Consider the following 23,461-nt stretch of genomic DNA (forward strand, 5'->3'; position numbering starts at 1 on the left):
CGGAGCCAGACGCGGCGCGGCGCCGGTCCAGAACGCGCGTGGGCGTGCGGACCAGCGAAGAAGGGGAGAGACGCTGAGCGGAGAGAGGGCTCAGCGGCCGCGCCGCGTCAGCGGACACGCGCAACTGACGACCCGGAGCAGGTCGATAGTGCGGTCACGCCATAGCGGCGGGCAGATCATGAGCCGATCGTGCCAGAAACCTGACCCTCCTGTCAGTGCCATCTCATCTAGTGGCCCGCAACAACATCAATGTGCGGCCCGGCACCGGCAGTGGTGTGCCCGGCGCGAGTGGGCCGGGCAGGGTGGGCGCCCCGTCCGGCGACCCGGTGTCCAGGACCTGCTCGAAGCAGCGCGCGTACTCCGGGCCGGGCAGCACGAACTCCACTGGCGCCGGATCGGCGTGCAGCACCAGCAGCCAGGAGTGGTCCTCCACCTGCTCGCCGGAGCGGGTGTGGCTGCGGCAGTCCGCGCCGTCGATCCACATGCCCAGGGAGTGCCGGGAGCCGTCGAACCAGTCCGTCTCGGCCATCTCCTGGCCGTCCGGGCGCAGCCACACCAGGTCCGGCTCGTCCTCCGGGGTGGCCCTGCCCTCGAAGAACTCGGTCTGGCGCAGGGCAGGGCACTGCCGGCGCAACTCGATCACCCGGCGGGTGAAGGAGAGCATCGCGAAGGCGGGCGAGCCCGGCACGGTCGGCCCGGTCCAGTCCAGCCAGGAGATCTGGTTGTCCTGGCAGTAGGCGTTGTTGTTGCCGCCCTGGGTGCGCCACAGCTCATCGCCGGCGGTCAGCATCGGCACGCCGGTGGCCAGCAGCAGCGAGGACATCAGGTTGCGGGCCTGCCGGGCCCGCAGGGCCAGCACCGCGCCGTCGGCGGTCTCGCCCTCCACACCGTGGTTCCAGGACCGGTTGTCGTTGGCCCCGTCCCGGTTGTCCTCGCCGTTGTCCTCGTTGTGCTTGTCGTTGTAGGAGACCAGGTCGCGCAAGGTGAAACCGTCGTGCGCGGTCACGAAGTTCACCGACTGCCAGGGCCGTCTGCCATCGTCTGCGTACAGGTCGGAGGACCCGGTGAGCCGGTAGGCCAGGTCGCGGACATCGGTGCTGGTGCGCCAGAAATCCCGCACGGTGTCCCGGAACCGGCCGTTCCACTCCGCCCACTGCACGCCGAAATCGCCGACCTTGTAGCCCTCGCCGGTGGCGTCCCAGGGCTCGGCGATCAGCTTGCGCTGGCACAGCAGCGGGTCGGTGGCGATCGCGGTGAGCAGTCCGGCGTGCTGGTCGAAACCGCCGCCGCCCGGCCTGCCCAGCACGCTGGCCAGGTCAAACCGGAACCCGTCCACGCCGAGTTCGCCCGCCCAGTACCGCAGCGAGTCGGTGACCAGCCGGACCACCGTGGGCGAGCCCGCGTCCAGGGTGTTGCCGCAGCCGGTCAGGTCGAAGCCGCCGCCGCCCGGCCCGTGCAGGTAGTAGGCGGGCGCGTCCAGGCCGCGGAAGCTCAGCGTGGGGCCGTCCAGGCCGCCCTCGCAGGTGTGGTTGAACACCACGTCCAGCAGCACCTCGATGCCGGCGGCGTGCAGGGCGGCGACCATTTCCCGGAACTCCTCGACCTCCCGGCCGGGTTCGCTGGCGTAGGCCGCGTGCGGGGCCAGGAAGCCCAGGGTGGAGTAGCCCCAGTAGTTGTGCCGCCCGGCCCTGGCCAGCGCGGGCTCGTCGGCGAAAGAGTGCACCGGCAGCAGTTCCACCGCGGTCACCCCGAGCCGGACCAGGTGCTCGATGACCACCGGGTGCGCCACGCCCAGGTAGGTGCCGCGCAGGTGTGGCGGCACGGCCGGGTGCCGCTGGGTGAAACCGCGCACGTGCAGCTCGTAGACGACCGTCTCCTCCCACGGCACCTCCGGCCGCGGCCCGGTGTCCGGCCCGCCGGGCGCGGTGACCACCGACAGCGGCACGCTGCCCAGCGAGTCCACCGCGGACTGGATGCCGCTCATCGGATCCTCGCCCAGATGGCCCAGCGTTGCGTCCAGATCGGTGACAGTGCCGCTGATCCGCCTGGCGTAGGGGTCGAGCAGGATTTTCGCCGGGTTGCAGCGCACCCCGCGGTAGGGCTCGTACGGGCCGTGCACCCGGTAGCCGTAGCGCTGCCCAGGGGTCACGCCGGGGATCAGGCCGTGCCAGACGCCGAAGGTGCGCTCGGTCAGCTCGTACCGGCGTTCCACCAGGCCAGTCGGCCCGTCCTCGACCAGGCACACCTCGACTGCCTCGGCGGATGCCGAAGCCACCGCGAACCGGACGCCGCCGGGTTCGGGATGCGCCCCGAGCGGGAACGGCCTTCCGGCGAGCACCTGGGTGTCGACCTCGGCAGTCATGCCCTTGATCTTGCCTCCTCCGGGGCCGGTTGCGGGAGCGCCGAGCGGTCGGCGTGCCTCCCCGGTGGACGGGCCCGGGAGCGGGATGACAAGAATGGGGTCCGTGACCGAGCACGGCGGGCTGCCGGCCAGCGGGGCCAACGGTGTCGATGTAACCGATCTGGTGGTGCGCATGGACACCGTGGGTGTCCGAAGAGGGCGCACCACGCTGGTCCGTGGAATTGACTGGCGGGTGGAGCTGGACGAGCGCTGGGTGGTGCTGGGCCCGAACGGGGCTGGCAAGACCACCCTGCTGCGGCTGGCCGGCGCCGAGATGCATCCGACCTACGGGACGGTGCACATCCTCGGCGAGAAGATCGGCCGCACCGACGTCTTCGAGCTGCGCCCGCGGATCGGCTTCTGCTCGGCCGCCCTGGCCGCCAGGGTGCCGGGCGAGGAACTGGTGCGCGACCTGGTGGTCAGCGCCGGGTACGCGGTGCTGGGCCGCTGGCGGGAGGACTACGACCAGCAGGACACCCGCCGCGCCGACGAGCTGCTCAAGGCGATGGGCATCGCGCAGCTGGGTGACCGGACCTTCGGCACGCTGAGCGAGGGCGAGCGCAAGCGCACGCTGATCGCCCGCGCGTTGATGACCGACCCGGAGATGCTGCTGCTGGACGAGCCCGCGGCCGGCCTGGACCTGGGTGGCCGGGAGGACCTGGTGGCCCGGCTCTCCGAGCTGGCCATGGACCCGGACGCGCCCGCCATGGTGCTGGTGACCCACCACGTGGAGGAGATCCCGCCCGGCTTCACCCACGCGCTGCTGCTGCGCGAGGGCGGCGTGGTGGCCCAGGGCCTGCTGGACGATGTGCTGACCGAGCAGAACCTCTCCGCCGCCTTCGCCCAGAACCTGACCCTGCAACGCAACGGCAACCGCTTCTTCGCCTGGCGGAAGTAGCGGCGAAGCCCAGTTGGTTACTGCGCGGTAGCCTTCCGAGGGTATGCACACGGTCGGCGCGCGGAAGACCTCCGAGATGCCCGGCGTGGCGCGCCAGCGACACGCCAGGCGCCTTTCGCCAGCAGTGCGGTCGCGTTTTCGCGTTGCCTTGTCGTGTGCCCGACGCATCCGAAGCTTGCTTCGCGTGCGGCGGGTACACGACGAGGCGACTAAGAGCGAAAACGCCCGCGCGCGGAGCGCGCCAATTCAACACTGGAGGCACCAGCGTGGGTGAGTTCGTCAGGCTCGAAGTCGACGGTGGGGTAGGCACCATCCGGTTGGACCGGCCGCCGATGAACGCGCTGAACAAGCAGGTCCAGGAGGAGATCCGAGCCGCCGCGGTCGAGGCCTCCACCAGGGCCGACGTGCGCGCGGTGATCGTCTACGGCGGCGCGAAGGTCTTCGCAGCCGGGGCGGACATCAAGGAAATGGTGAACATGTCCTACGCGGACATGGCCGCCCGCGCCGGGGCGCTGTCCTCGGCGCTGTCCTCGGTGGCGGAGATCCCCAAGCCGACCGTGGCCGCGATCACCGGCTACGCCCTGGGCGGCGGGTTCGAGCTGGCGCTGTGCTGTGACCGGAGGATCGCCGGGGACAACGCCAAGGTGGGGCAGCCGGAGATCCTGCTCGGCATCATCCCTGGCGCCGGTGGCACTCAGCGGCTGGCGCGGCTGGTCGGGCCGAGCAAGGCCAAGGACATCGTCTACACCGGCCGGTTCGTCGGCGCCGAGGAGGCGCTGCGGATCGGCATGGTGGACGAGGTGGTCGGGCCGGATGACGTCTACGCCGCCGCACTGCGCTACGTCCAGCCGTTCCTGACCGGTCCGGCCGCCGCGCTGGCCGCGGCCAAGGCCGCCATCGACGGCGGGCTGGACAACGACCTCAACAGCGGAATGAAGCTGGAGAGCCACCTGTTCTCCGCGTTGTTCGCCACCGAGGACCAGAAGATCGGCATGACCTCGTTCGTGGAGAACGGTCCCGGAAAGGCGAAGTTCGTTGGCCGCTGACCCCACCCCCAATCCGCACGCCACGGCCGAGCAGGTCGAGGCCGCCTGGCAGGACCCCAAGCTCGCCAACGTGCTCTACCACGACTGGGAGGCGGGCACCTACGACGAGAAGTGGTCCATCTCCTACGACGAGCGCTGCATCGACTACGCGGTCGGCCGGTTCAAGGCCGCCGCTGGTGACGCCGGCCCTTACAAGCACGCCATGGAGCTGGGCTCGGGCACCGGGTTCTTCCTGCTCAACCTGATGCAGGGCGGGGTGGCCGACAAGGGCTCGGTCACCGACCTCTCGCCCGGCATGGTCGAGGTCGCGCTGCGCAACGCGAAGAACCTGGACCTGGACGTGGACGGCCGGGTGGCCGACGCCGAACGCATCCCGTACGAGGACGAGAGCTTCGACCTGGTGGTCGGACACGCGGTGCTGCACCACATCCCGGACGTGCAGGCGGCCTTCGCCGAGGTGTTACGGGTGCTCAAGCCCGGCGGCCGGTTCGTCTTCGCCGGCGAGCCCACCAAGGTCGGCGACTTCTACGCCCGCCGCCTGGGCCGCCTGACCTGGTGGCTGACCACCAACCTGACCAAGCTCCCGGTCCTGGACGCCTGGCGCCGCCCCCAGGAGGAGCTGGACGAGTCCTCCCGCGCGGCGGCCCTGGAGTCCGTGGTCGACCTGCACACCTTCGACCCGACCGAACTGGAGCGGATGGCCCGCGCGGCCGGCGCGACTGGCGTCCGGGCCAGCACGGAGGAGCTGACCGCGGCCCTGTTCGGCTGGCCGGTCCGCACCTTCGAGGCCGCGGTGCCGAGGGAGAAACTCGGCTTCGGCTGGGCGATGTTCGCCTACCGCACCTGGCAGCGACTGTCCTGGGTGGACGAGAAACTCCTCACCGGCCTCATCCCCCGGGAAGCCTTCTACAACGTCCTGATCACCGGCACCAAGCCCGAATAGCCCCACCCTCGCCTCGCGACGGCGGCCAGCGTGCCGCTCGTCGCGGGGCGGCGGCCGCCGCCCGATGCGCACCCTCCGCTCGGCGCATCAGCGTGCTGATCGACACATAATCCGATGGTCAACTGGGGCACCCTGGCGGCATGACGCTGGTGGGGGCCGTGGCGGCCGAGCAGGAGTTGGCGCGCGGTGCGGTGGCGGCCCGCCCGGAGTGCCCGGTCAGCCCCGACGGCAGACACTGCCAATCCGCCACCGGCGCCCCCTACTGCCAATTCTGCGGCGCCCCGATGTAACCCCGCTCCGGAACGAGTTGGCCCAACTCGTACGCCCGGTTTGCCCAACCGGACGTACCGCTTGGGCCAACTCGGCGGGCGGGGACGGGTTAGTAGGCGCTGGTGGGGATCCAGTCGGAGTGGCCGAAGCCGACGCCGCCGGTCTGCGGCTCGTAGCTCCAGCTCTGCGCCGGATCGGCCGGGTTGCACGCCGTCAGCTGCACCGCAGCCCCGGGCGTCTCCGCCGCCGGCACTAGGCAGACCGCCGGGTTGGCCGTCGAGCGCAGCAGCCCCTCCACTACCGCCCAGCGCTGATTCGCCGCCCCGGTGCACTCCTGCAACTGCGCCGCCGCCCCCGGCGCCACCGCCGGACCGGCCGGGCCCACGCAGCGGTCGTGGTTCAGCTCGATGTGCAACGACGCGGTGGCGGGGTCTCGCCAGAAGCCCTGGTTGCCGCCGCCGGTGCAGTTCCAGGTCAGCAGCCGGTAGCCGACCCGGGTCGAGTAGCCCTCGGAGTCCACGCACAGACTGGTCTTGGTGTTGCGGAGCTGGCGGAAGTCCAGCAGGCCGCGGTACAGCGTGGCCGTGCCGGTGCTCGCGGGGTCGACGCAGGTGGCCTCGGCCCAGCCGGGGTTGGCGTAGAAGGCCGTCACGCAGTCGCCGTAGGCGGTGTGGCCCGCTTCGTTGGGGTGGAAGGACTGCTGGCTGCCCAGGAAGGTCAGGCCGCGCGCCCAGGGGTTGTCCGTGCAGACCTCGTGGCCGTGCAGCAGGCGGCTGGTGTCCAGGTAGCGCGCGCCGGTGTTCTTCGCGGCCTGGCGGACCGCGCGCTCGAACAGCGGCACCACCTTGTTCCGGCCGAAGGCCTGGTCCTTGAGGTAGATCAGGCAGCCGCCCTGGTCCCAGCCGGGGAACTTCGGGTTGTCCTCGACGTCGGGGCTGAACGGGCTCGGGTAGCTGCCGAGCACGAACTGGTAGTCCCCGTCGCCGTAACCCGCGTCCCGCATGGTCTGCCGGAGGCTGGCGATGCCCTTCTCCAGCGACGCCTGGCTGCTGTTGACCCGCTGCTGCATGACGTCGGTGTAGGCCGGCCAGCAGTTGCCTGCCAGCAGCAGTCTGCGGCCGGCGCAGTCCTTGGCCAGCGGCCCGAATTCCAGGCCGCCGTGGTCGTTGGCCCCCGACATCAGCCAGATCAGCCGGATCCGGGTGTTGCGGGCCTTGATCGCCAGGCTGTCGCCCTGGTTCAGCTCGTCGAACTGCTTCGAGCCGCTGCGGTACACCAGGTGCGTGCTCTCCGCGCCGGAGCACGCGAGATTGAACCTCAGTTCGGTGTCGAACCGAGCCTGGTGCACCGCGGCGTCCACCGACCGGTGACAGAAGTTCACCGGGCCGTCCGTGCCGGGTTCGTAGTTGCCCACGCCCTCACCCGAGACCTGGCTGTCGCCCAGGCTGACCACCGCGGATTTGCGCTGTTCCAGCGCCCGCGGCTCGGGGCTGCCGTACAGCGCGGTCGACTCACCCGCCCTGATCTTCTCCAGGTCCGTTGGCAGCTCGGCCACCGCGCGCACCCGGGCCGAGGCGGCCGGGGCCTGGACGGCGAGCAACCCGGCCAGACAGCTCAGCAGCAGGGCCAGACAGCTCAGCCGGAACGACGGGACGACGGCGGCACGGACGCGGGCGGTGGAGCGGGCGGTCGTGAACACCCCACCCTTGTCGCACGTCCGGCACAGCGGTGGAACCCTCGGGGACGCCGGGTCACCCGAGGGATCCACGCATGTACCCGGCAGGTTGACCCTTGCCGGTGCAAGTGTCAGCGCGTAGCCGCTATACCGGCGGTCAGCCGGTCCAGCACAAATCGGCTGACCTCGGCCACGTCGGCGTCCAGCAGCACGTCGATCCGGCGGCCGGTGGCATCGGGCATCCGGTTGCCGAAGGTCGCGCCGCGGCCGGGTCCGGTGCCGCAGTCCACCTCCACCGGCAGCGCGGTCCGCCGCAGCATCCCGGGCCGGGCCGCCTCCAGCACGGCGAGCACGTCGTGCAGCGCCACCTCGTCCACCCCGTAGAAGGCCAGGTACTGCCGCCGGTAGTGGTCGACCACCTTGGCCAGCGTCTCGGCCGGACCGCCCGCGGCGGCCAGTTCGGCCAGCCAGGCGCCGTCCACCGCGCAGCGCAGGGACAGGTCCAGCGGGACCAGGCTGGTCGGCACGTCCTCCTCGACCAGCACCCGGCGGGCCGCCTCCGGGTCGCTCCAGATGTTGAACTCGGCGGCGGGCGTGGTGTTCCCGGCGGCCAGCCCACCACCCATGATCGAGAGCCGGCCGATCCTCGGCTTCAGCTCGGGGTGGCTGGCCAGCAGCAACGCCACGTTGGTCAGCGGGCCGATGGCCACGATGGTCACCGGCGACTCGGCCGCGCGCAGGGTGTCGGCCATCAGCTGGACCGCGCCCCGCGGGTCCGGCGCGGCGGTGGGCTCGGGCAGCAGCGCGGACTGGCCGCCGAGGCCGTCCGTGCCGTGCCAGCCCTCCGCGCGGAAGGCCGCCGGGTAGACCAGCGGACGATCAGCGCCGATGCCGACCGGGATATCAGCCCGGCCCAGCATGGTGAGCAGCCGGAGGGCGTTCGCGCTGGTCAGCTCGGGTCCGACATTGCCGAACACGGTGGTCACCGCACGCAGGTCCAGCTCGGGGCTGTTCACCGCGAACAGGAACGCGACCGCGTCGTCGATCCCCGGGTCGGTGTCCAGGATCAGGGGCGTGGGGCTCATGCGAGTACCTCCTCTACCTCGGCGCGGGTGGGCAGTGCGGGCTGGGCGCCGTGCCGGGTGGCGGTGAGCGCGCCGACCGCGCAGGCCCGGCGCAGCGCCTCGGTGTCGGAGCGGCCTTCGAGCAGGCCGATCATCAGCGCGGCGGTGAAGGCGTCCCCGGCCGCGGTGCCGTCCACCGCGGTCACCCGTGGCGGCGCGGCCTCGGCCACGGTCTGCCCGTCCCGGCGCAGCTCCGCGCCCTTGGCGCCGTGCGTGATGGCCACCGTGCGGGCCAGCCCGATGTTGTCGATCTGCTCGAACTCGCTCTGGTTGACCACGACCAGGTCGGCCCGGCGCAGCACCGCGTCCGGCACTGGGCGGGCCGGGGCGGCGTTGAGCGCGAAGAAGCCGGTGGCGTGCTCGGCCGCGGCGACCACGGCCGCCTCCGGCACCTCCAGCACGGTCAGCACCCCGTCTGCGCCGGTGAGCTGCGCCGGCCGCACGGCCAGCTGCGCGTTGGCGCCGGGCACCACCACGATGGTGGTCTCGGCGGACTCGTCGACCTGGATCAGCGCCAGCCCGGTCGGTCCCGGCACCACGGCCAGCTCGGACAGGTCGACCCCGGCCGCCCGCAGCAGGGCCAGCGCGTCCTCGGCCAGCGCGTCGTCGCCGACCGCGGCCACCAGGCGCACGTCCGCGCCCAGCCTGCGCGCGGCCAGGGCCTGGTTGGCCCCCTTGCCACCGGGGGCCTGGTCGTAATGGGTGGCGGTCAGCGTCTCGCCAGGACGGGGCAGGACGGGCAACCGGGCGATGAGATCGAGGTTGACGCTGCCGACAACGGTGATGGATACAGGCACGGCCCCTATCCTGCCTATTACTGGCCCGTTAGGGTCTCGATTTCATGACGAGCATGTGGGGCGCGCCGCTCGCGTCGCGTCTGGGTTCGTGGCGGAAGTCACGGCGGGATCCGCGGCAGGCCAAGTTCCTGACCGTGGCCTCCCTGCGCTGGGTGATCAAGCACCGCGCCTGGACGCCCTGGTACCTGGTCCGCTACTGGCGGCTGTTGAAGTTCCGGCTGCTGAACCCGCACGTGATCCTGCGCGGCATGGTCTTCCTCGGCCGCAAGGTCGACCTGCACTGCCGGCCGGGCTACGGGCGGCTGGAGATCGGCCGCTGGGTGCACATCGGCGACGGCAACGCGATCCGTTGCCACGAGGGTTCGCTGCGCATCGGCGACAAGGCGGTCTTCGGCAAGGACAACGTGGTCAACTGCTATCTCGACATCGAGATCGGCGCCTCCACCCTGGTCGCGGACTGGGTCTACATCTGCGATTTCGACCACGTCACCGCGGACATCCACCAGCCGATCAAGGACCAGGGCATCGTGAAGACCCCGGTCCGGCTGGGCCCGGACTGCTGGCTGGCCACCAAGGTCACCGTCTTACGCGGGACCAGGATCGGCCGCGGTTCGGTGCTGGGCGCGCACGCGGTGGTCAAGGGAGATATTCCGGAGTACTCGATCGCGGTCGGCGCACCGGCCAGGGTGGTCCGGGACCGGCGCGCGGACTACGAGGCGGACGCCGCCCGGCGGGCCGCGGTGGCCGACATGGCCCGCAAGGCCAAGGAAGCCATGCGGCAAACCCAGGCTGACTAACCCCAGCCCGGCGGCGCGGTCACCGGCCGCGCCGCCCGGCTGCCTCAGCCGACCCGGATGTGCCGGAGCTGGACCTGCCAGCGCCGCAGCTGGGCGGTCAGCGCGTTGTCCCGGTTGGGCAGCAACCGCAGTCCGGCCCCAGCGGCCACCAGCTCGGCGACCTCGGCGACGGTGCGGTCCACGGTAGGCACGTGCGTGGCGAAGAGCGGATCGGCCAGCGCGGGGGCACAGCGGTCGTACTGCAGCGCGGCCCAGCCGTTACGGGTCTCACCCCGGCTGCGCAACCGCCGCAGCAACAACTCCCGGTCCGGCACCACCAGCGTGTGATGGCTGACCTCGTGCCCGCGCTCGCGCAGCCAGCCGATGATCTCCTCGTAGTAGGCGGGATTCACCAGCGTCATCGGCACGATCACCACCCCGGCCGCGGCCGGGGCGATCTGGTCCAGCATCTCCCTGGTGCCGGTGCGCCACAGCGGGATGTCCTGGAAGTCACCGCGGCTGTCCCTGGGCATCATCCGGTGCATCCCGGCGCCGAAGTGCTCGGGATCGGCGATGTGACTACCGGGCAACCGACGCTGGATCTCGTGCGCGACCTGGGTCTTTCCGGCTCCGAAGGTTCCGTTGATCCACAACAGCATGGCCTCGAAGCTACCCGAATCGGGGGCCCGAGGTCGGGGAGCGAGCGGCTACTCTCGGCCGAAGACGTTGCCGGAGGGGATCTTCGGCCGCCCCAGCACCGGGTGCGGACGGCGGCTGGTCGCCGCGTACACCGCCGCCGTGTCCGCCGCGATCAGGTCCCAGTTGAAGTCGGTGGACAGCCGCGCCTTGGCCGCCTTGGCCCGGCGCTTGGCCGCGGCCGGATCGTCCAGCACCGCGCGCACCGCGCTGGTCAGCCCGTCCAGATCCCCCGGCGTGAACGACAACCCGGTGCGCCCGTCGCGCACCACCTCGCCCAGGCCGCCCGCGGTGGAGGCGACCAGGGGCGCGCCCGCCGCGGCGGCTTCCAGGGCGACGATGCCGAAGGGTTCGTAGCGACTGGGCAGGATGACGGTGTCGGCGGCGGGCAGCAGGGCGGAGAGGGCCTGGTCGGAGAGGTGGCCGACGAAGTCGACGGCGCGCCGGACGCGGAGTTTGCGGGCCGCGGCGACCAGGTGCGGTTCGTGGATTCCCTTGCCGGCCACCACGAGCCGGGCGCCGGGGTGGGAGCGGCGGATCCGGGGCAGGGCGGCGAGCAGGTCCTGGACGCCCTTCTCCCATTCCAGCCTGCCGAAGAAGAGCAGCAGCGGCGCGCCGTCGGGGGCGTGCGTGGCGCGGGCGCGGGCCACCTCGGCCTGGTCGACGCGCCAGCGGCGGGGCTCGATCCCGTTGTGCAGCACGGTGATCAGCTCCGGCTCGACCTCGAACAGGTGCAGTGCCTCATCGCGCATGGCGGCCGAGCAGGTGATCATGCCGTCGGAGCGGTTGGCCAGCCACCATTCCACCGAGTGGATCTGCTGGTTCAGCGTGTGGGACAGCCAGCCGCTGTGCCTGCCCGCCTCGGTGGCGTGGATGGTGGAGACCAGTGGCGCGTCCGCGGCCTCGGCCAGGGTGATCGCGGCGTGCGCGACCAGCCAGTCGTGCGCGTGCACCACCTGCGGCCGCCACTCCCGCAGCAGCGCCAGGCCGGTGCGGGTCATCGCGTGCCCCATGGCCAGCGTCCAGGCGACCAGATCGTCCTCGAAGGTCAGGTGCGCCGGGTCCTCGGCCACCCGGACCACCCGCACGCCCTCGCCCACGACGTCCTCGCCGGGGTGGGTCACCGCGTCCGTGCCCGCGGGCTGACGGCACAGCACCACCACGTCATGCCCTTGGGCGGCAAGGCTTTTCGCCAGTGCGTGCACATGACGGCCCAGGCCGCCGACCACGACCGGCGGGTACTCCCAGGACAACATCAGCACGCGCATGCGGACCCGTTCCTCCCCGTTGCTGCCGACAACCTACCCACCGGACCCGGCCCGCAGCCCACGCGCGTCGAGCTGACCGAACAATCCGTCCGGCGCGCGCAGTTCGGCGGCCAGTCGCAGTGCCCGCTTCCGGTCGCCCTCGGAGAGCAGCCGGGCCAGCTCGTGCGCGTGCCCGCCGTGGATCTTCGCCCGCCGCCGCGCGTAGTCGGCCGCGGAGTCCTTGGTGACCATGAACGCCCAGTCACTGGACAGGCTCAGCAACGTCTCCCGCACCAGCTGGTCGAAGGCGAGGTCGCGGGTCGTGCCGGCCAATGATGAGTCCACTGTGGACAGTACCCGGCGTTGCAGGTCCGCGCCGTCGGTGACCAGATCGGCCACCTGCTCGCCGTCCCAGACCCGCCAGTCCTTGCCCGAACCCCAGGAGGAGGCCGGCAGGTCCACCGGCGCGCCGAGGTGACCCGCGTCCAGCGCGCCGCGCAGCGTGGTCACCCGCACCCCGGCCGCCGGCAGCGCGCGCAGCACCGCCTCCAGCCAGGCCGGGCCCTCATGCCACCAGTGCCCGAACAACTCGGTGTCGTAGGCGGCCACCACCAGACCCGGGTTCCCGTCCCGCGCGGCCAGTTCGGTCAGCCTGCGCACCACGGTGTGCACGAAGTCCGCGGCGTGCCGGGCCACCGCGACCGCGGCCAGTTCCGGGTCGTAGGGCCGTTTCTGCTCCGGCGGCACGTGTTTCCCGGTGACCCGGGAGGGTTTCAGCCCGGACGGATGGTCGTAGGTGTGGAAGTCCCGGTAGGCCGGATCGCCGGGATACCCGGCCTTGGGCGACCAGACCCGGTAGGTGACCTCAAGGTCCCGCCCGAAGCAGATCACGTCCGAGGAGCCGACCGGCCGGGCCGCCGCGGTGTCGCCGTGCAGGGCCGGACCGTCCACCAGGAACCGCCGCACCCCGGCCGCCGCGTACCCGGTCTCCATGCCCGGCGCGTACCCGCACTCCGGCGCCCAGATCCCTTCCGGCGCCCGGCCCACCCGGGACGCGGTGTCGGCCAATCCCAGCCGCAACGCGAATTCGCGCAACCGGGGATCCAGCAGCGGCTGGAACGGATGGGTGGCCGGACCACCCAGCAACTCGATGATCCCGTTGTCCGCCAACGGTCGCAGCACCGGGGAGAACCCGTGCCGCCACCGCGACTCGAACTCGGCCAGCGTCGCCGCGGCCTGCCGGTGCTCGGCCGCGGCCAGCTCGCGCAGCAGCGGATCACCGTGCCGCCACTGGGCGCCGGCGAAGTGCGCGCGAGTGAGCCAGGAGCCCAGCCAGTGGTGGTAGGCGCGTAAGGAATAGGGATCGTCGAGCTGCGCGGCCAGCACCGGCGTCACGCCCAGGGTCAGCACGTCCCGGCGGCCCTCGGCGGCGAAGCGGTCCAGCATGCGCAGCAACGGCTGGTAGGAGTGCGCCCACGCCTGGTACAGCCATTCCTCGCCGACCGGCCACACCCCGTGGTGGCTCAGCCAGGGCAGGTGGCTGTGCAGCACCAGGCTGAAACTGCCGATCGGCTCCGCGCTCACGGCCGCACCGCCACGGCCACCAGGTCCAGGCTGGCGTCGATGTCCTCGGTGTGGATGGCGAAGTCCGCGACCCCGACCCCGGCCACATCGCTCAGCAACGGCTCCGGCCACGGCCCGTCCCCGAGCACCACCGCCACCTGCGCCTCGATGATCGACCCGCCGTGCGCGGCGTCCAGCGCGCGCAGCCGCGGCCCGTGGTGCAACCCGGCCAGCAGCTCCACCCGGAAACCCGCCGCGCGCACCAGTTCGTCCAGCTCGGCCGCGGCCAGTTCCCGGGTGTGGAAGGGGTTCAACGGGGTGTCCCGCCCCGGCGAGAAGGTGATCCGGTTCGGCGTGGTCAGCAGCAACCGCCCACCCGGCCGCAGCACCCGCAGGCACTCGGCCAGGAACCCCGGCTGATCCCACAGGTGCTCGATCACCTGCAGGTTGGCCACCACGTCGACCGCGCCGTCGGCGAAGGGCAGCGCGACCAGGTTCCCGCGCAGCACCGACACCCGCGGATAGCACTTGGCCACGTGTGCCACGGTCAGCTCGTCGTAGTCCAGCCCGACCACCCGCGCGGCCACCGAGGCGATCAGATCCGCCCCGTAGCCCTCCCCGCAACCGGCCTCCAGCACGGTCGCGCCCGCGCAGTGCGGCAACAGCGCCGCGTACGCCGCCTCGTGCCGACGGAACCAGTAATTTTCCTCGGCGATGCCCGGGACAGTGCGCTCACCGGTGAGCGGCAGCGATTCGGCGGTCACCCGTCGTACCCTACCGGTCAGTAACTCCAGGTACGAGGGTCAGCCCGGCTTCTGCTCGGCGGTACGGCTGGCAAGCCGGTGGAGTAGCTCTGCCGCCAGCTGGTGAAACTCCTGGTAACACTTCCGGACAAGTACCCCTGTGCTGCCCAATGCGCCGTCCGCGGGGAGCAGGGCGAACATTGGCTTCCGGTGTTCCTGGGAGAGCAGCGAAAGGGTCCGATAGTTCCTGATCGTGGCCAGCTCGTGTGGTGTGCTCGGTTCGCTCGTCGGTTCGTCCAGCAGGGCCTCGGCGAAAATCCGCGGAAGTGCCTCCACTCGTTGCTGGTAGGTCAGTGATGGGCGGTCGATGCGCGTGATCGCAGACCGCACCAGCACATAACCGAGCGGGTGCATGCGTCCAACCGGAGCCGCGATGTCGCCGGGAACCTTCGGCAGCAGATCCTGTTGCCAGGTGGCTCGCCAGTTTCGCAGGCTTGCTCCGAGCGAACGCAATCCCCGGGCCGAGTACCTGTCCGTGGTCACCGGGACCACCACGGTGTCGGCGGACAACAGGGCCACCCGATTGACAGCTCCCAGGTTGGGGCCGAGGTCAATCAGCACGAAGTCCGCGTCCACCAGTTTTTCGGCGGCCGCGATGACCTGGTGGATCGCGGTCACCTTCCGGACTGAGCCGAGATCGTCGTCGTGGACGGTTCGCGACCAGGCATCGTGCAGCCCGTCTTCGAAGTCTCCGATGCCGATGTCGCCTGCCAGCAGCCAGAGTCCATCGGTCGCTTCCAGGAGTTCGGGCTCGGCTATGTCGCCGCGACCGCGCATGAGCGGATCCAGCGCGTCCGTGATGGTGGAGATCGTCGGCTGGGCTGCCACCAGTGACAGGTCCTCGTCCTGGAGAAACAGCGACGTCAGATCGGCTTGCGGGTCAAGATCCACTGCGAGTACACGATGTCCGAGTCGTTGCAACATGTGTGCCAGGTGGTAGGTCAACGTCGTCTTGCCCACCCCGCCCTGGTTGTTGAACAACGCGATGGACGTCATGTCGCTCTCCTGAGTACGACGGTCCACGACGAATCGTCCACCGTGAACTCGGGTGGTGGATTGCCGTTGCGATCCAGGGCGGCCCGGATCCGGCCGATTCCCCGGCCGAATCGGTTGACATAACCGAGCGACTTCATCGCCGCTGCCAGCGAAGGGTTGCGATAGTCGTTGACCCGATCGAAGTTGTCCTCGCGTACCTGTCCGTACGGGCCACCCGGGTTTGTCACCTCGATCCGATCGTCGAACCACACGATACGCACCGGCGCGTAGGAGGATTCGTAGTTCCGGTGCATGACCGCGTTCATGCAGACCTCGCGCAACGCCTCGAACGGGTAGTCGGGTCGCTGCTCTTCGCGAAAGCCGTCGTGGTCGGTCAGCCGGGTGTGCAGGTGCCCACGCAGCACGGCGGCGAGTCTGGTCGCGCTACCCACGATGTTGGACCGGAGTTCCTGCTCGTCGGACACTGCCGCGTCCAGATCAACGCCCTGGTAGCGGACGAACTGGACGTAGGCACCCGGAATGTGGGCACTCGGATCGATGCCGAGCACGAGCACGCCAACCACCGTGGGCACGTCGTCGGAGGTGGCCATGCGCAAGGACGCGAGCTGAAGTTCGAGCGGGCGGTGATTCTCTTCGATGATCTCGGGCGCGACCACAGCGGGCAGGTAGTCCGAGCGGAACAGCGACAGGTCCAGATCATCGAGACCGGCGCTGTGGATCGGCCGCGTGTCATACGGGCCGTCCAGGGCTCGCCGCCGTTCGCTGAGCACCCGTTCGTCATCCCGGGTCGCTTCCCGTGTGGTGGGACCCGGACGAACCCAGGCAATGCCTTTGAACCGCACTGGTGGCGTGGACGACGCCTCGACATGCACGCGGATGACCGGGCTGCCCCGAAAACTCGCCACCTCCACGGTGAGGCAGGGGCGGTCCAGAATTCGGCCGCTGTCGCGCAGGAAGTCCGTGAGAGTCAGCAGTTCGTTGTCACTGATGTCGACTCCGGGCACCGGAGTGCCATTGTCCGCGACACCAACCAGGAGGTCTCCGCCGCCAGTCTTGGCCAGGTCGTTGGCCAAGGCGCACACGACCTGGCCTAGGCCATCCCTGTTCTTGCTTGACTGTTTGAACTCCAGGCTGACGGTCTCCTGGGTGCCCAGCAGCTCAGCAAGATCCTTGCTCATACGGCCATAGTGGCACGCCCCGTGCGACCGTCATCAGGGACGCGCCTTGACGAGGGTCAGCCTCCGGGGAACATGCGCGCACTGCGCAGATCGGCCTCGCGGTACTGGATCACCGAGTCCGCCCCGGCCTGGGCGAACCGCCGGTACCGCCGGGGCACCACCTCCGCCGCCTCCCGGATCGAGGTGTCCACCTCCCGGTACTTCGGCGTGAACGCCTGGCCCAGCACCCCGGCGCCGAGGGCGGGCAGGAAGCCGTCCAGCTTGGCCCGCGCGCGCTCCCAGGCCAGCAGGTACTGATCCGCGTTGTCCCGCAGTGACCGCATCGAGCTGTCCACCGCGGTCAGGTCCATGTCCGCCGAACTCATCAGTTGCCTCCCAGTCCGCGGCCGGTGGTCAGGTTCTCCCAGGGGTTGATCGGCGGGCGCCGGGCGATGTCGTCCTGCTCGCCCGCGATCAGCGCGGCGATGTTGTGCACGCTGGTGCTGCCCCTGGCGGAGTACCCGGAATGGCCGGAACCGGCGGTCAGCGGCCCGGCGTCATCGCGGTAGCGCGGGGGCGTGGCGCCGGTGTCGCCGCTGATGGAGGGCAGGCCGGTGCCGGGGTCGCCGCCGAAGACGCCGGGGTAGGTGACCGGGTCGTCCGGGTTCTCCTGCACCAGGATCCGCTCCGGGGACAGGCCCAGCTCGGCCGGATTCGTGGTGCCGACGCCGGGGGAGCCCCAGAACGCGGCCCGGTCCACGCCGGTGCCCTGCAACAGGGCCAGACCGGTGGTGGTCGAGCCGTAGGAGTGGCCGAGCGCGGTGAGCTGCGGGTCCACCGCGCGGGCCCCGTCGATGCCGCGCAGGAACCCGGCGAGGTTGTCCGCGCCCGCCCGCGCGGCCTTGTCCAGGGCCACCGTCTGCGCCGGGTCGGTGAGGCTGTCCAGGGTGATCTGCGGCGCCTGATAGCCCAGGTAGGCCACCGTGGCCACCGTTTCGCCCTCCCGGTTGTTGTTCTTCAGCACCGTCTCGGTGCGCTCCTTGAGCACGGCCAGGTCGTTGTCGTAGCTGTCCAGCGCGCCGTCCACGGTGGTGGTCAGGCCGGGGGTGAACACCGCGACCTGGTTGGCGTTGTCCACATCGCCGTTGCCGATGGCCGCCTCGACCCGCTCCTTGTCGGTGGTGAGCAGCAGCAGGCTGCGGCCGTCCTTGTTCGCCACCTGCTCCACCACATTCAGCGAGGCGAGCTTGGCGTCCAGGATGGCCAGCTGCTTGCGGTGGTCCTCGGCCTCGGCCTGCCGATCCCAATGCAGGAACGGCTTGTCCGGGTCGTTCTCGTATCGCCGCACCAGCTCGTCCCGTTCGGCCTGCAACCGGGCCCGTTCCTCGGGCAGCCGGTTCATGTTGGCCTTGTCCCGGTCGGCGAACGGGATGCCGTCCCGGTTGCCGATCAACTCCGGGTGCTCGGCGATGATCGTGTCCCGCTGGTCGTCGGTCAGGTTCTTCCACCAGTCCGCGGTGGCCTCCGGATCGTTGCCTGGCGGCGGTGGCGGGAACTTGCCGGCGGCCGGATCGGGCAGCACGGTCGCGCTCTGCCCGCCGCGGATCCGGTCGGCGGCGGCGTCGAGGAGCTGAGTCAGGTTCTCGGCGACCGCGGCGGCGTAGATCCCGGGCGCCGCGGCGCCCGCGGGGGTGGCGGCCAGCAGCAGGGTCTTGAGGAAGTTCGGCGTGCTCTCCTCGATGTACTGGGCGATCGCCTGCTTGGCGCCGCGCACCTCGGCGGCGAAGCGGCCCGCGTCCTCGCCCACCCGGCGCATCTCGTCCTGGACCCGGCGGAACTCGGCGGAATCACGCAGCCTGCCGGACAGCGCCTGCCCGGCCGGGTCCGCCCAGCTGCCGGGCAGCTGGGCGCCGGTGTGCTCGGCCCGGTCGATGGTCTCGCTGAGCCGGACCGAGTTGTCCGTCCACTGTCGGGACAGTTCCTCGGCCTGGTCCTCATCGGTGTCCGGCCACGGCACCTGTAGTCGGACCAGCCACCACAGCGGGTTGGACGGCTCGGCGATCGGCATGCCGGAAGTGTGTGATCGCCCGGCGGCCTGGCGAACGGGCTGGCAGCAAGCTGCCGTCAGCGCAGCGGGGAGATCGTCACGCCCAGGGCCCCTGGCCCCACGTGTGCTCCTATTATCGAGCTGACCTGCGTCAACAGGAACTCGCGGCCGTAGCTGACCCGGGCCTGGAGCTGTTCCAGCAGCTTGCGCGCCCGATCCGGCGAGCCGAAGTGCTCCACCGCGACGTCCACCGGCCGGTCGCCTGCCCGCTCCACCGCGGCCTCCACCAGCTTCTCCAGCGCCCGGTCGGCGCCGCGGACCTTGCTGAACGGCACGATCTCGCCGCGCTGCAGGGTCAGCACCGGTTTGATGCCCAGCGCGGTGCCGATCAGGGCCGAGGCGGCGCCGATCCGGCCGCCCTTGCGCAGCCAGTCCAGGGTGTCGACGTAGATGAACTCGCTGGCGTGGTGGCAGCGGAACTGGGCGATGCCCTGGACCTGGGCCACGTTCGCGCCCGCGCCCGCCGCCTCGGCCGCGGCCAGCGCGCCGTAGCCCAGGCTCATTCCGCAGGACTGCGAGTCGATGATGTGCACCGGGATCCGGGACTGCGCGGCGGCCTCCTTGGCGGCTTCCAGGGTCTGCGACAGCTCGCCGGAGAGATGTACGGACACCACGGCCTGCGCGCCCCGGGCGGCGGCCTCTTGATAGGTCCAGAAGAAGGCGGCCGAGGGCGGCGGCGAGGTGCGCACCGGGATCTGGTTGCGCATGGCCTCGGCCACCTCGTCCGGCGGCAGGTACGCCTCGTCGCTGGCCTTCTCGCCCACCTGCAACTGCAACTGGACCACGGAGATGCCCATCCGCTCGGCCAGCCCGGTCGGCAGGCAGGCCGTCGAGTCAGTGACCACTGCTACTCGCCGGTACATGGCAGGCCACGCTAGACGCCGTATTAAAGGTTTGCATCCAGGGAAGCGGTTTCAGTGCGGTAACTCGCCCCAGTGGGCACCCGGATGGTGAGCACTGTCACGAATCGGGCCTGCTGAGGCCGCCTTGCAGGCAGATTACTCGCGGGTAACATGCAGGTGGTCGAGGCCACCGTGCATTGGGGGCTTTCGACGTGGGAAGGTTCGCGAAGATCCTCCCGCACAGGTGGATGCCGTCCTTGGTCTCGGAGGTCGAAGAGGACCCATGAACATCGTCGTCCTGGTCAAGCAGGTGCCTGACACCTATTCCGAGCGCAAGCTCACCGAAGCCGACCACACGTTGGACCGTGACTCGGCCGACGCCGTGCTCGACGAGATCAACGAGCGCGCGGTCGAAGAAGCCCTCCGCATCCAGGAGGCACACGGCGGCGAGGTGACCGTGGTCGCCATGGGCCCCGAGCGCACCACCGAGGCCATCCGCAAAGCCCTGTCCATGGGCGCGGACAAGGCCATCCACCTCACCGACCCGGCGCTGCACGGCTCCTGCCAGGTGACCACCGCCAAGGCGCTGGCCAAGCTGGTCAGCAGCATTGACGGCGTGGACCTGGTGATCGCTGGCAACGAGTCCAGCGACGGCCGCGGCGGCGCCGTGCCGGCCATGGTCGCCGAGGTGCTCGGCCTGCCGGTGATCACCCAGGCCAGCAAGGTCGAGCTGGATGACACCACGGTCAAGGTGCAGCGGGTCACCGACGAGGGCCTGACCTTCGTCGAGGCCACCCTGCCCGCCGTGGTCAGCGTGACCGAGAAGATCAACGAGCCGCGGTACCCGTCCTTCAAGGGCATCATGGCCGCCAAGAAGAAGCCGGTCAGCTCGCTGAGCCTGGCTGACGCCGGGATCGACGCAGGCGAGGTCGGCCTGGCCGCCGCCAGCACCAAGGTCGTCGAGGCCGCGCCGAAGCCCCCGCGCTCCGGTGGCCAGAAGATCGAGGACGACGGCACCGGCGGCACCAAGATCGTCGAGTACCTGTCCGCGCAGAAGCTCGTCTGAGCAGCAGAGGGAGGAAGACCCATGTCCGAGGTACTGGTCCTCGTCGACCACGTGGACGGCGAGATCAAGAAGTCGACCTTCGAGCTGCTGACGGCCGCGCGCTCACTCGGTGAGCCCAGCGCAGTCGTGGTCGGTTCGCCCGGCACCGCCGCCAAGCTGAAGGAGTCCCTCGCGGGCCACGGCGCGGCCAAGGTGTACGTGGCCGAGTCCGAGGAGGCGGCCAGCGTGCTGCTCTCCCCGAAGGTCGCGGTGCTCGCCGAGCTGGCCGGCCGGGTCAGCCCGGCCGCGGTGCTGGTCTCGGCCACCATCGACGGCAAGGAGATCGCCGGCCGGCTGGCCATCCGGATCGGTTCGGGTGTGCTCACCGACGCGGTCGACGTGGCCGCCGACGGCACCGCCACCCAGTCCGTCTTCGGTGGCGCCTACACGGTGAAGTCCCAGGTCACCTCGGGGGTGCCGATCATCTCGGTGCGTCCGGGCGCGATCGAGGCCAGCCCGGCCGACGGCGCCGCCGCGGAGGAGGCCGTCACGGTCCCCGCCGCCGGTGACCGGGTCGCCCGCGTCACCGGCTCGGAGCCGGTGGTCGGCGGTGACCGCCCCGAGCTGTCCGAGGCATCCGTGGTCGTCTCCGGCGGCCGTGGCGTGGGCAGCGCGGAGAGCTTCGCCGTGGTCGAGCAGCTCGCGGACAGCCTGGGCGCCGCGGTCGGCGCTTCCCGGGCCGCCGTGGACTCCGGCTACTACCCGCACCAGTTCCAGGTCGGCCAGACCGGCAAGACGGTCGCCCCGCAGCTCTACATCGCGCTGGGCATCTCCGGCGCGATCCAGCACCGCGCGGGCATGCAGACCTCGAAGACGATCGTCGCGGTCAACAAGGACACCGAGGCGCCCATCTTCGAGATCGCCGACTTCGGCATCGTCGGGGACCTGTTCAAGGTCGCCCCGCAGCTCACCGAGGAGATCGGCAAGCGCAAGGGCTGAGCACCTGTCGGGCACTTAGCCCGACCGGATGAAGTTGACCTCCGAGGGGGTTCCGGAGCCGGAAACGGCGTCCGGAACCCCCTCGGTCGCGTCTCGCCAGCTCACGCGGGTTTAACACTCAGGGTCTCCCCGGAGGCGGCACAGGGTCTTCACCGATTTTCCACCGACGCGTCATCGAATGGACTTTCCTCGGGCCGAATGGGCGGGTACACCGAGTGCATGACGCAGTCCAGACTGCTGGTCAGCACCGCCGCCAAGGGCGCGGACCTGTCCGATGACGCTCCGCGCTACTCCCTACTGGTGGCCAGGGACAGCGAGGAGGTGCGCGCCGCACAGCGGTTGCGCTACCGGGTTTTCGCCGAGGAGATGGGCGCCAACATCTCCTGTCGCACCGCCGGCGTCGACGAGGACTACTTCGACGAGTTCTGCGACCACCTGGTGGTCCGGGACGACCGGAGCCAGGAGATCGTCGGCACCTACCGGATGCTGCCGCCGGAGCGGGCCGCCGCGGCCGGGCGCCTCTACTCCGACACCGAGTTCGAGCTGAGCGCGCTCAACCCGCTGCGGGACAGCCTGGTGGAGGCGGGACGCTCCTGCGTGCACCCGGACCACCGCACCGGGTCCGTGGTCGGGCTGGTGTGGGCGGGCATCGCCCGGTACATGCTGCTGTCCGGGCACTCCTGGCTGGCCGGCTGCGCCTCGGTGCCGCTGACCGACGGCGGGTCCTACGCGGCCAGCGTCTGGGACATCGTGCGCACCCGGCACTACGCGCCGGAGGAGTACCGGGTCACCCCGCGCAACCCGTGGGACCCCGACGGGGTGGAGCGCATCCCGCAGGCCACCCTGCCCGCGTTGCTCAAGGGCTACCTGCGGATCGGCGCCTGGGTGTGCGGACGACCGGCGCACGACCCGGAGTTCGGTGTCGCGGACATGTACGTGCTGCTGTCCATGCAGCGGGTCGATCCGCGCTACCTGAACTTCCTGCTGGGCCCGGAATTCGCCCAGCTGCGCAACGGCCAGGGCGCGCTGCCGCCGGAACCGCGGACCGGGGCCACGCCTTCGGGTAGTGCTCAGCCGCCGGTCAGGCGCGGTTCCCCCTAGGTTCAGCCGGACTGGTCACAGTGAAGCCATGACCGCTGGTCCCGTAGAGGCAATGCACTCCTGGATGCCGCACTCGCCGTGCGGGGCCTGGTGCCTGCCGGCCGCGGACACCCTGCCGACGGTGTCCCCGGCCCGGCGCGCGCTGCGCCTGGTGACCCTGGCCGCGGTGGTCCTGACCGGACCGCTGTGCGCCCTGACCCTGTCCGTGCTCGGCCCCCGCGGCCGGGCGACGGTGATCCGTGGCTGGTTCCGGATGGTGCTGGGCGCGCTCGGCGTGCGGCTGCGGGTGTACCGGCCGGGCGCGCTGAGCGTGGCCGAGGAACGGCGGCGGCCGCGGGACCGCGGCGTGCTGGTGGTGGGCAACCACAGCTCCTGGCTGGACATCGTGGCGCTCAACGCGTTGCAGCCGGTGCGCATGCTGGCCAAGGCCCAGGTCAGGGACTGGCCGCTGATCGGCGCGCTGGCCGCCCGCGCGGGCACCTTCTTCGTGGACCGGCCCAAGCTCTCCACGTTGCCGCGGACCGTGGCCGAGGTGGCGCAGGCGTTGCGCACCGGGTCGGCGATCGGCGTCTTCCCCGAGGGCACCACCTGGTGCGGGCAGGCCACCGGGCGCTGGCGGCACGCGGCGTTCCAGGCCGCGATCGACGCGGGCATGCCGGCCCGGCCGGTCGCGCTGCGCTTCGTCGTCGGCGACCGGATGACCACCGCCTCCGGCTTCCTCGGCGAGGAGACCCTGCTGACCGCGCTGCTGCGCACGGCGGCCCTGCGCGGCCTGGTCGTGGAGGCTTCCGTGCTGCCGCTGATCACGCCGGAGGGCCACGACCGGCGCTCCATGGCGGACCTGGCCGAGGCCGCGGTGACCGGCGCGCTGGGACAGGCTCCGGCCCGGCGGCAGGTCGAGCACGGCAGGCCCGAGGTGCCCGTGGCGGCGTGACCTGCACCTTGAGAAAAGGGCTGGACCTCCACCGCACTGGA

At 71.0% G+C, this 23,461-nt stretch carries 22 protein-coding genes; 9 read left to right on the forward strand and 13 right to left on the reverse strand.

Features of this window, described 5'->3' with window-relative positions; all coding sequences use genetic code 11:
• Positions 1-223 precede the first annotated feature (223 nt).
• Positions 224-2,362 (reverse strand): glycogen debranching protein GlgX, encoded by a 2,139-nt coding sequence (gene glgX / locus MZC64_RS30695; protein ID WP_247797763.1) that lies wholly within the window; start codon positions 2,360-2,362, stop codon positions 224-226.
• A gap of 172 nt (positions 2,363-2,534) precedes the next feature.
• Here glgX and MZC64_RS30700 point away from each other — a divergent pair, with 172 nt between their 5' ends.
• From MZC64_RS30700 to MZC64_RS30715, 4 genes are all read left to right on the forward strand, one after another.
• Positions 2,535-3,299 (forward strand): ABC transporter ATP-binding protein, encoded by a 765-nt coding sequence (locus MZC64_RS30700; RefSeq protein ID WP_247760923.1) that lies wholly within the window; start codon positions 2,535-2,537, stop codon positions 3,297-3,299.
• 266 nt (positions 3,300-3,565) lie between these two features.
• Positions 3,566-4,345: an enoyl-CoA hydratase/isomerase family protein gene (locus MZC64_RS30705; protein ID WP_247760805.1), complete on the forward strand. Its 780-nt coding sequence runs from the start codon at positions 3,566-3,568 to the stop codon at positions 4,343-4,345.
• Positions 4,335-5,288, forward strand: a complete 954-nt coding sequence (locus MZC64_RS30710; RefSeq protein ID WP_247760803.1) for a class I SAM-dependent methyltransferase — start codon at positions 4,335-4,337, stop codon at positions 5,286-5,288. Before MZC64_RS30705 ends, MZC64_RS30710 begins: the two co-directional genes overlap by 11 nt.
• Before the next feature lie 140 nt (positions 5,289-5,428).
• Positions 5,429-5,578, forward strand: coding sequence for a hypothetical protein (locus tag MZC64_RS30715; RefSeq protein WP_247760801.1), 150 nt, complete (start codon positions 5,429-5,431; stop codon positions 5,576-5,578).
• Between the two features lie 89 nt (positions 5,579-5,667).
• Here MZC64_RS30715 and MZC64_RS30720 read toward each other — a convergent pair whose 3' ends face one another.
• The 3 genes from MZC64_RS30720 to MZC64_RS30730 form a co-directional block, all read right to left on the reverse strand.
• Positions 5,668-7,257, reverse strand: a complete 1,590-nt coding sequence (locus MZC64_RS30720) for a ricin-type beta-trefoil lectin domain protein (RefSeq protein WP_247760800.1) — start codon at positions 7,255-7,257, stop codon at positions 5,668-5,670.
• A gap of 107 nt (positions 7,258-7,364) precedes the next feature.
• On the reverse strand, positions 7,365-8,318 hold the full coding sequence (locus MZC64_RS30725; protein ID WP_247760799.1) for a nucleoside hydrolase: 954 nt from the start codon (positions 8,316-8,318) through the stop codon (positions 7,365-7,367).
• Positions 8,315-9,154, reverse strand: a complete 840-nt coding sequence (locus MZC64_RS30730) for a ribokinase (RefSeq protein ID WP_247760797.1) — start codon at positions 9,152-9,154, stop codon at positions 8,315-8,317. The genes MZC64_RS30725 and MZC64_RS30730 overlap by 4 nt, the downstream gene beginning before the upstream one ends.
• Positions 9,155-9,198: 44 nt before the next feature.
• On the opposite strand from MZC64_RS30730, the gene MZC64_RS30735 reads away from it, so the two are divergent.
• The gene (locus tag MZC64_RS30735) at positions 9,199-9,951 is read left to right on the forward strand and encodes an acyltransferase (RefSeq protein ID WP_247760795.1); all 753 of its coding nucleotides are present in this window, start codon (positions 9,199-9,201) and stop codon (positions 9,949-9,951) included.
• A gap of 44 nt (positions 9,952-9,995) precedes the next feature.
• On the opposite strand, the gene MZC64_RS30740 is transcribed toward MZC64_RS30735, so the two are convergent.
• The 9 genes from MZC64_RS30740 to MZC64_RS30780 are packed head-to-tail and all read right to left on the reverse strand — an operon-like array spanning position 9,996 to position 19,362.
• Entirely contained in the window at positions 9,996-10,589 is a 594-nt protein-coding gene (locus tag MZC64_RS30740; protein ID WP_247760792.1) for an AAA family ATPase, read from the reverse strand.
• A 48-nt stretch (positions 10,590-10,637) separates the two neighbouring features.
• Positions 10,638-11,894, reverse strand: coding sequence for a glycosyltransferase family 4 protein (locus MZC64_RS30745; RefSeq protein ID WP_247760791.1), 1,257 nt, complete (start codon positions 11,892-11,894; stop codon positions 10,638-10,640).
• Between the two features lie 33 nt (positions 11,895-11,927).
• Positions 11,928-13,457, reverse strand: a complete 1,530-nt coding sequence (locus tag MZC64_RS30750; protein ID WP_247760789.1) for a glycoside hydrolase family 57 protein — start codon at positions 13,455-13,457, stop codon at positions 11,928-11,930.
• Positions 13,454-14,200 (reverse strand): class I SAM-dependent methyltransferase, encoded by a 747-nt coding sequence (locus MZC64_RS30755; protein ID WP_247760788.1) that lies wholly within the window; start codon positions 14,198-14,200, stop codon positions 13,454-13,456. The genes MZC64_RS30750 and MZC64_RS30755 overlap by 4 nt, the downstream gene beginning before the upstream one ends.
• A gap of 39 nt (positions 14,201-14,239) precedes the next feature.
• Positions 14,240-15,235 carry a ParA family protein gene (locus MZC64_RS30760; RefSeq protein ID WP_247760786.1) on the reverse strand — a complete coding sequence of 332 codons (996 nt, stop codon included), beginning with the start codon at positions 15,233-15,235 and terminating at the stop codon, positions 14,240-14,242.
• Positions 15,232-16,413, reverse strand: coding sequence for an ATP-binding protein (locus MZC64_RS30765; RefSeq protein ID WP_247760784.1), 1,182 nt, complete (start codon positions 16,411-16,413; stop codon positions 15,232-15,234). The genes MZC64_RS30760 and MZC64_RS30765 overlap by 4 nt, the downstream gene beginning before the upstream one ends.
• Before the next feature lie 56 nt (positions 16,414-16,469).
• Positions 16,470-16,778 carry a hypothetical protein gene (locus MZC64_RS30770; protein ID WP_247760779.1) on the reverse strand — a complete coding sequence of 103 codons (309 nt, stop codon included), beginning with the start codon at positions 16,776-16,778 and terminating at the stop codon, positions 16,470-16,472.
• Entirely contained in the window at positions 16,778-18,460 is a 1,683-nt protein-coding gene (locus MZC64_RS30775; protein WP_247760777.1) for an alpha/beta hydrolase, read from the reverse strand. The genes MZC64_RS30770 and MZC64_RS30775 overlap by 1 nt, the downstream gene beginning before the upstream one ends.
• Before the next feature lie 56 nt (positions 18,461-18,516).
• Positions 18,517-19,362, reverse strand: coding sequence for a DegV family protein (locus MZC64_RS30780; RefSeq protein WP_247760776.1), 846 nt, complete (start codon positions 19,360-19,362; stop codon positions 18,517-18,519).
• A 262-nt stretch (positions 19,363-19,624) separates the two neighbouring features.
• Between MZC64_RS30780 and MZC64_RS30785 the strand changes: the two genes are divergently transcribed.
• The 4 genes from MZC64_RS30785 (at position 19,625) to MZC64_RS30800 (ending at position 23,420) form a co-directional block, all read left to right on the forward strand.
• Positions 19,625-20,407, forward strand: a complete 783-nt coding sequence (locus MZC64_RS30785; protein WP_247760773.1) for an electron transfer flavoprotein subunit beta/FixA family protein — start codon at positions 19,625-19,627, stop codon at positions 20,405-20,407.
• 21 nt (positions 20,408-20,428) lie between these two features.
• Positions 20,429-21,385, forward strand: a complete 957-nt coding sequence (locus MZC64_RS30790; RefSeq protein ID WP_247760772.1) for an electron transfer flavoprotein subunit alpha/FixB family protein — start codon at positions 20,429-20,431, stop codon at positions 21,383-21,385.
• 219 nt (positions 21,386-21,604) lie between these two features.
• Positions 21,605-22,486 (forward strand): GNAT family N-acetyltransferase, encoded by an 882-nt coding sequence (locus tag MZC64_RS30795; RefSeq protein ID WP_247760771.1) that lies wholly within the window; start codon positions 21,605-21,607, stop codon positions 22,484-22,486.
• Positions 22,487-22,514: 28 nt separating this feature from the next.
• A complete protein-coding gene (locus MZC64_RS30800) occupies positions 22,515-23,420 on the forward strand; it encodes a 1-acyl-sn-glycerol-3-phosphate acyltransferase (protein ID WP_247760770.1) in 906 nt (301 codons plus the stop codon).
• Positions 23,421-23,461 lie beyond the last annotated feature (41 nt).

This window comes from Crossiella sp. S99.2, from assembly GCF_023094165.1.
Taxonomy (GTDB): Bacteria; Actinomycetota; Actinomycetes; order Mycobacteriales; family Pseudonocardiaceae; genus Crossiella.

Coding starts and splice junctions, on each gene's coding strand:
- glgX (WP_247797763.1), bottom strand. CDS start 2,362: ATGACTGCCGAGGTCGACACCCAGGTGCTCGCCGGAAGGCCGTTCCCG.
- MZC64_RS30700 (WP_247760923.1), top strand. CDS start 2,535: ATGGACACCGTGGGTGTCCGAAGAGGGCGCACCACGCTGGTCCGTGGA.
- MZC64_RS30715 (WP_247760801.1), top strand. CDS start 5,429: ATGACGCTGGTGGGGGCCGTGGCGGCCGAGCAGGAGTTGGCGCGCGGT.
- MZC64_RS30725 (WP_247760799.1), bottom strand. CDS start 8,318: ATGAGCCCCACGCCCCTGATCCTGGACACCGACCCGGGGATCGACGAC.
- MZC64_RS30735 (WP_247760795.1), top strand. CDS start 9,199: ATGACGAGCATGTGGGGCGCGCCGCTCGCGTCGCGTCTGGGTTCGTGG.
- MZC64_RS30740 (WP_247760792.1), bottom strand. CDS start 10,589: ATGCTGTTGTGGATCAACGGAACCTTCGGAGCCGGAAAGACCCAGGTC.
- MZC64_RS30745 (WP_247760791.1), bottom strand. CDS start 11,894: ATGCGCGTGCTGATGTTGTCCTGGGAGTACCCGCCGGTCGTGGTCGGC.
- MZC64_RS30760 (WP_247760786.1), bottom strand. CDS start 15,235: ATGACGTCCATCGCGTTGTTCAACAACCAGGGCGGGGTGGGCAAGACG.
- MZC64_RS30765 (WP_247760784.1), bottom strand. CDS start 16,413: ATGAGCAAGGATCTTGCTGAGCTGCTGGGCACCCAGGAGACCGTCAGC.
- MZC64_RS30770 (WP_247760779.1), bottom strand. CDS start 16,778: ATGAGTTCGGCGGACATGGACCTGACCGCGGTGGACAGCTCGATGCGG.
- MZC64_RS30775 (WP_247760777.1), bottom strand. CDS start 18,460: ATGCCGATCGCCGAGCCGTCCAACCCGCTGTGGTGGCTGGTCCGACTA.
- MZC64_RS30780 (WP_247760776.1), bottom strand. CDS start 19,362: ATGTACCGGCGAGTAGCAGTGGTCACTGACTCGACGGCCTGCCTGCCG.
- MZC64_RS30785 (WP_247760773.1), top strand. CDS start 19,625: ATGAACATCGTCGTCCTGGTCAAGCAGGTGCCTGACACCTATTCCGAG.
- MZC64_RS30790 (WP_247760772.1), top strand. CDS start 20,429: ATGTCCGAGGTACTGGTCCTCGTCGACCACGTGGACGGCGAGATCAAG.
- MZC64_RS30795 (WP_247760771.1), top strand. CDS start 21,605: ATGACGCAGTCCAGACTGCTGGTCAGCACCGCCGCCAAGGGCGCGGAC.
- MZC64_RS30800 (WP_247760770.1), top strand. CDS start 22,515: ATGACCGCTGGTCCCGTAGAGGCAATGCACTCCTGGATGCCGCACTCG.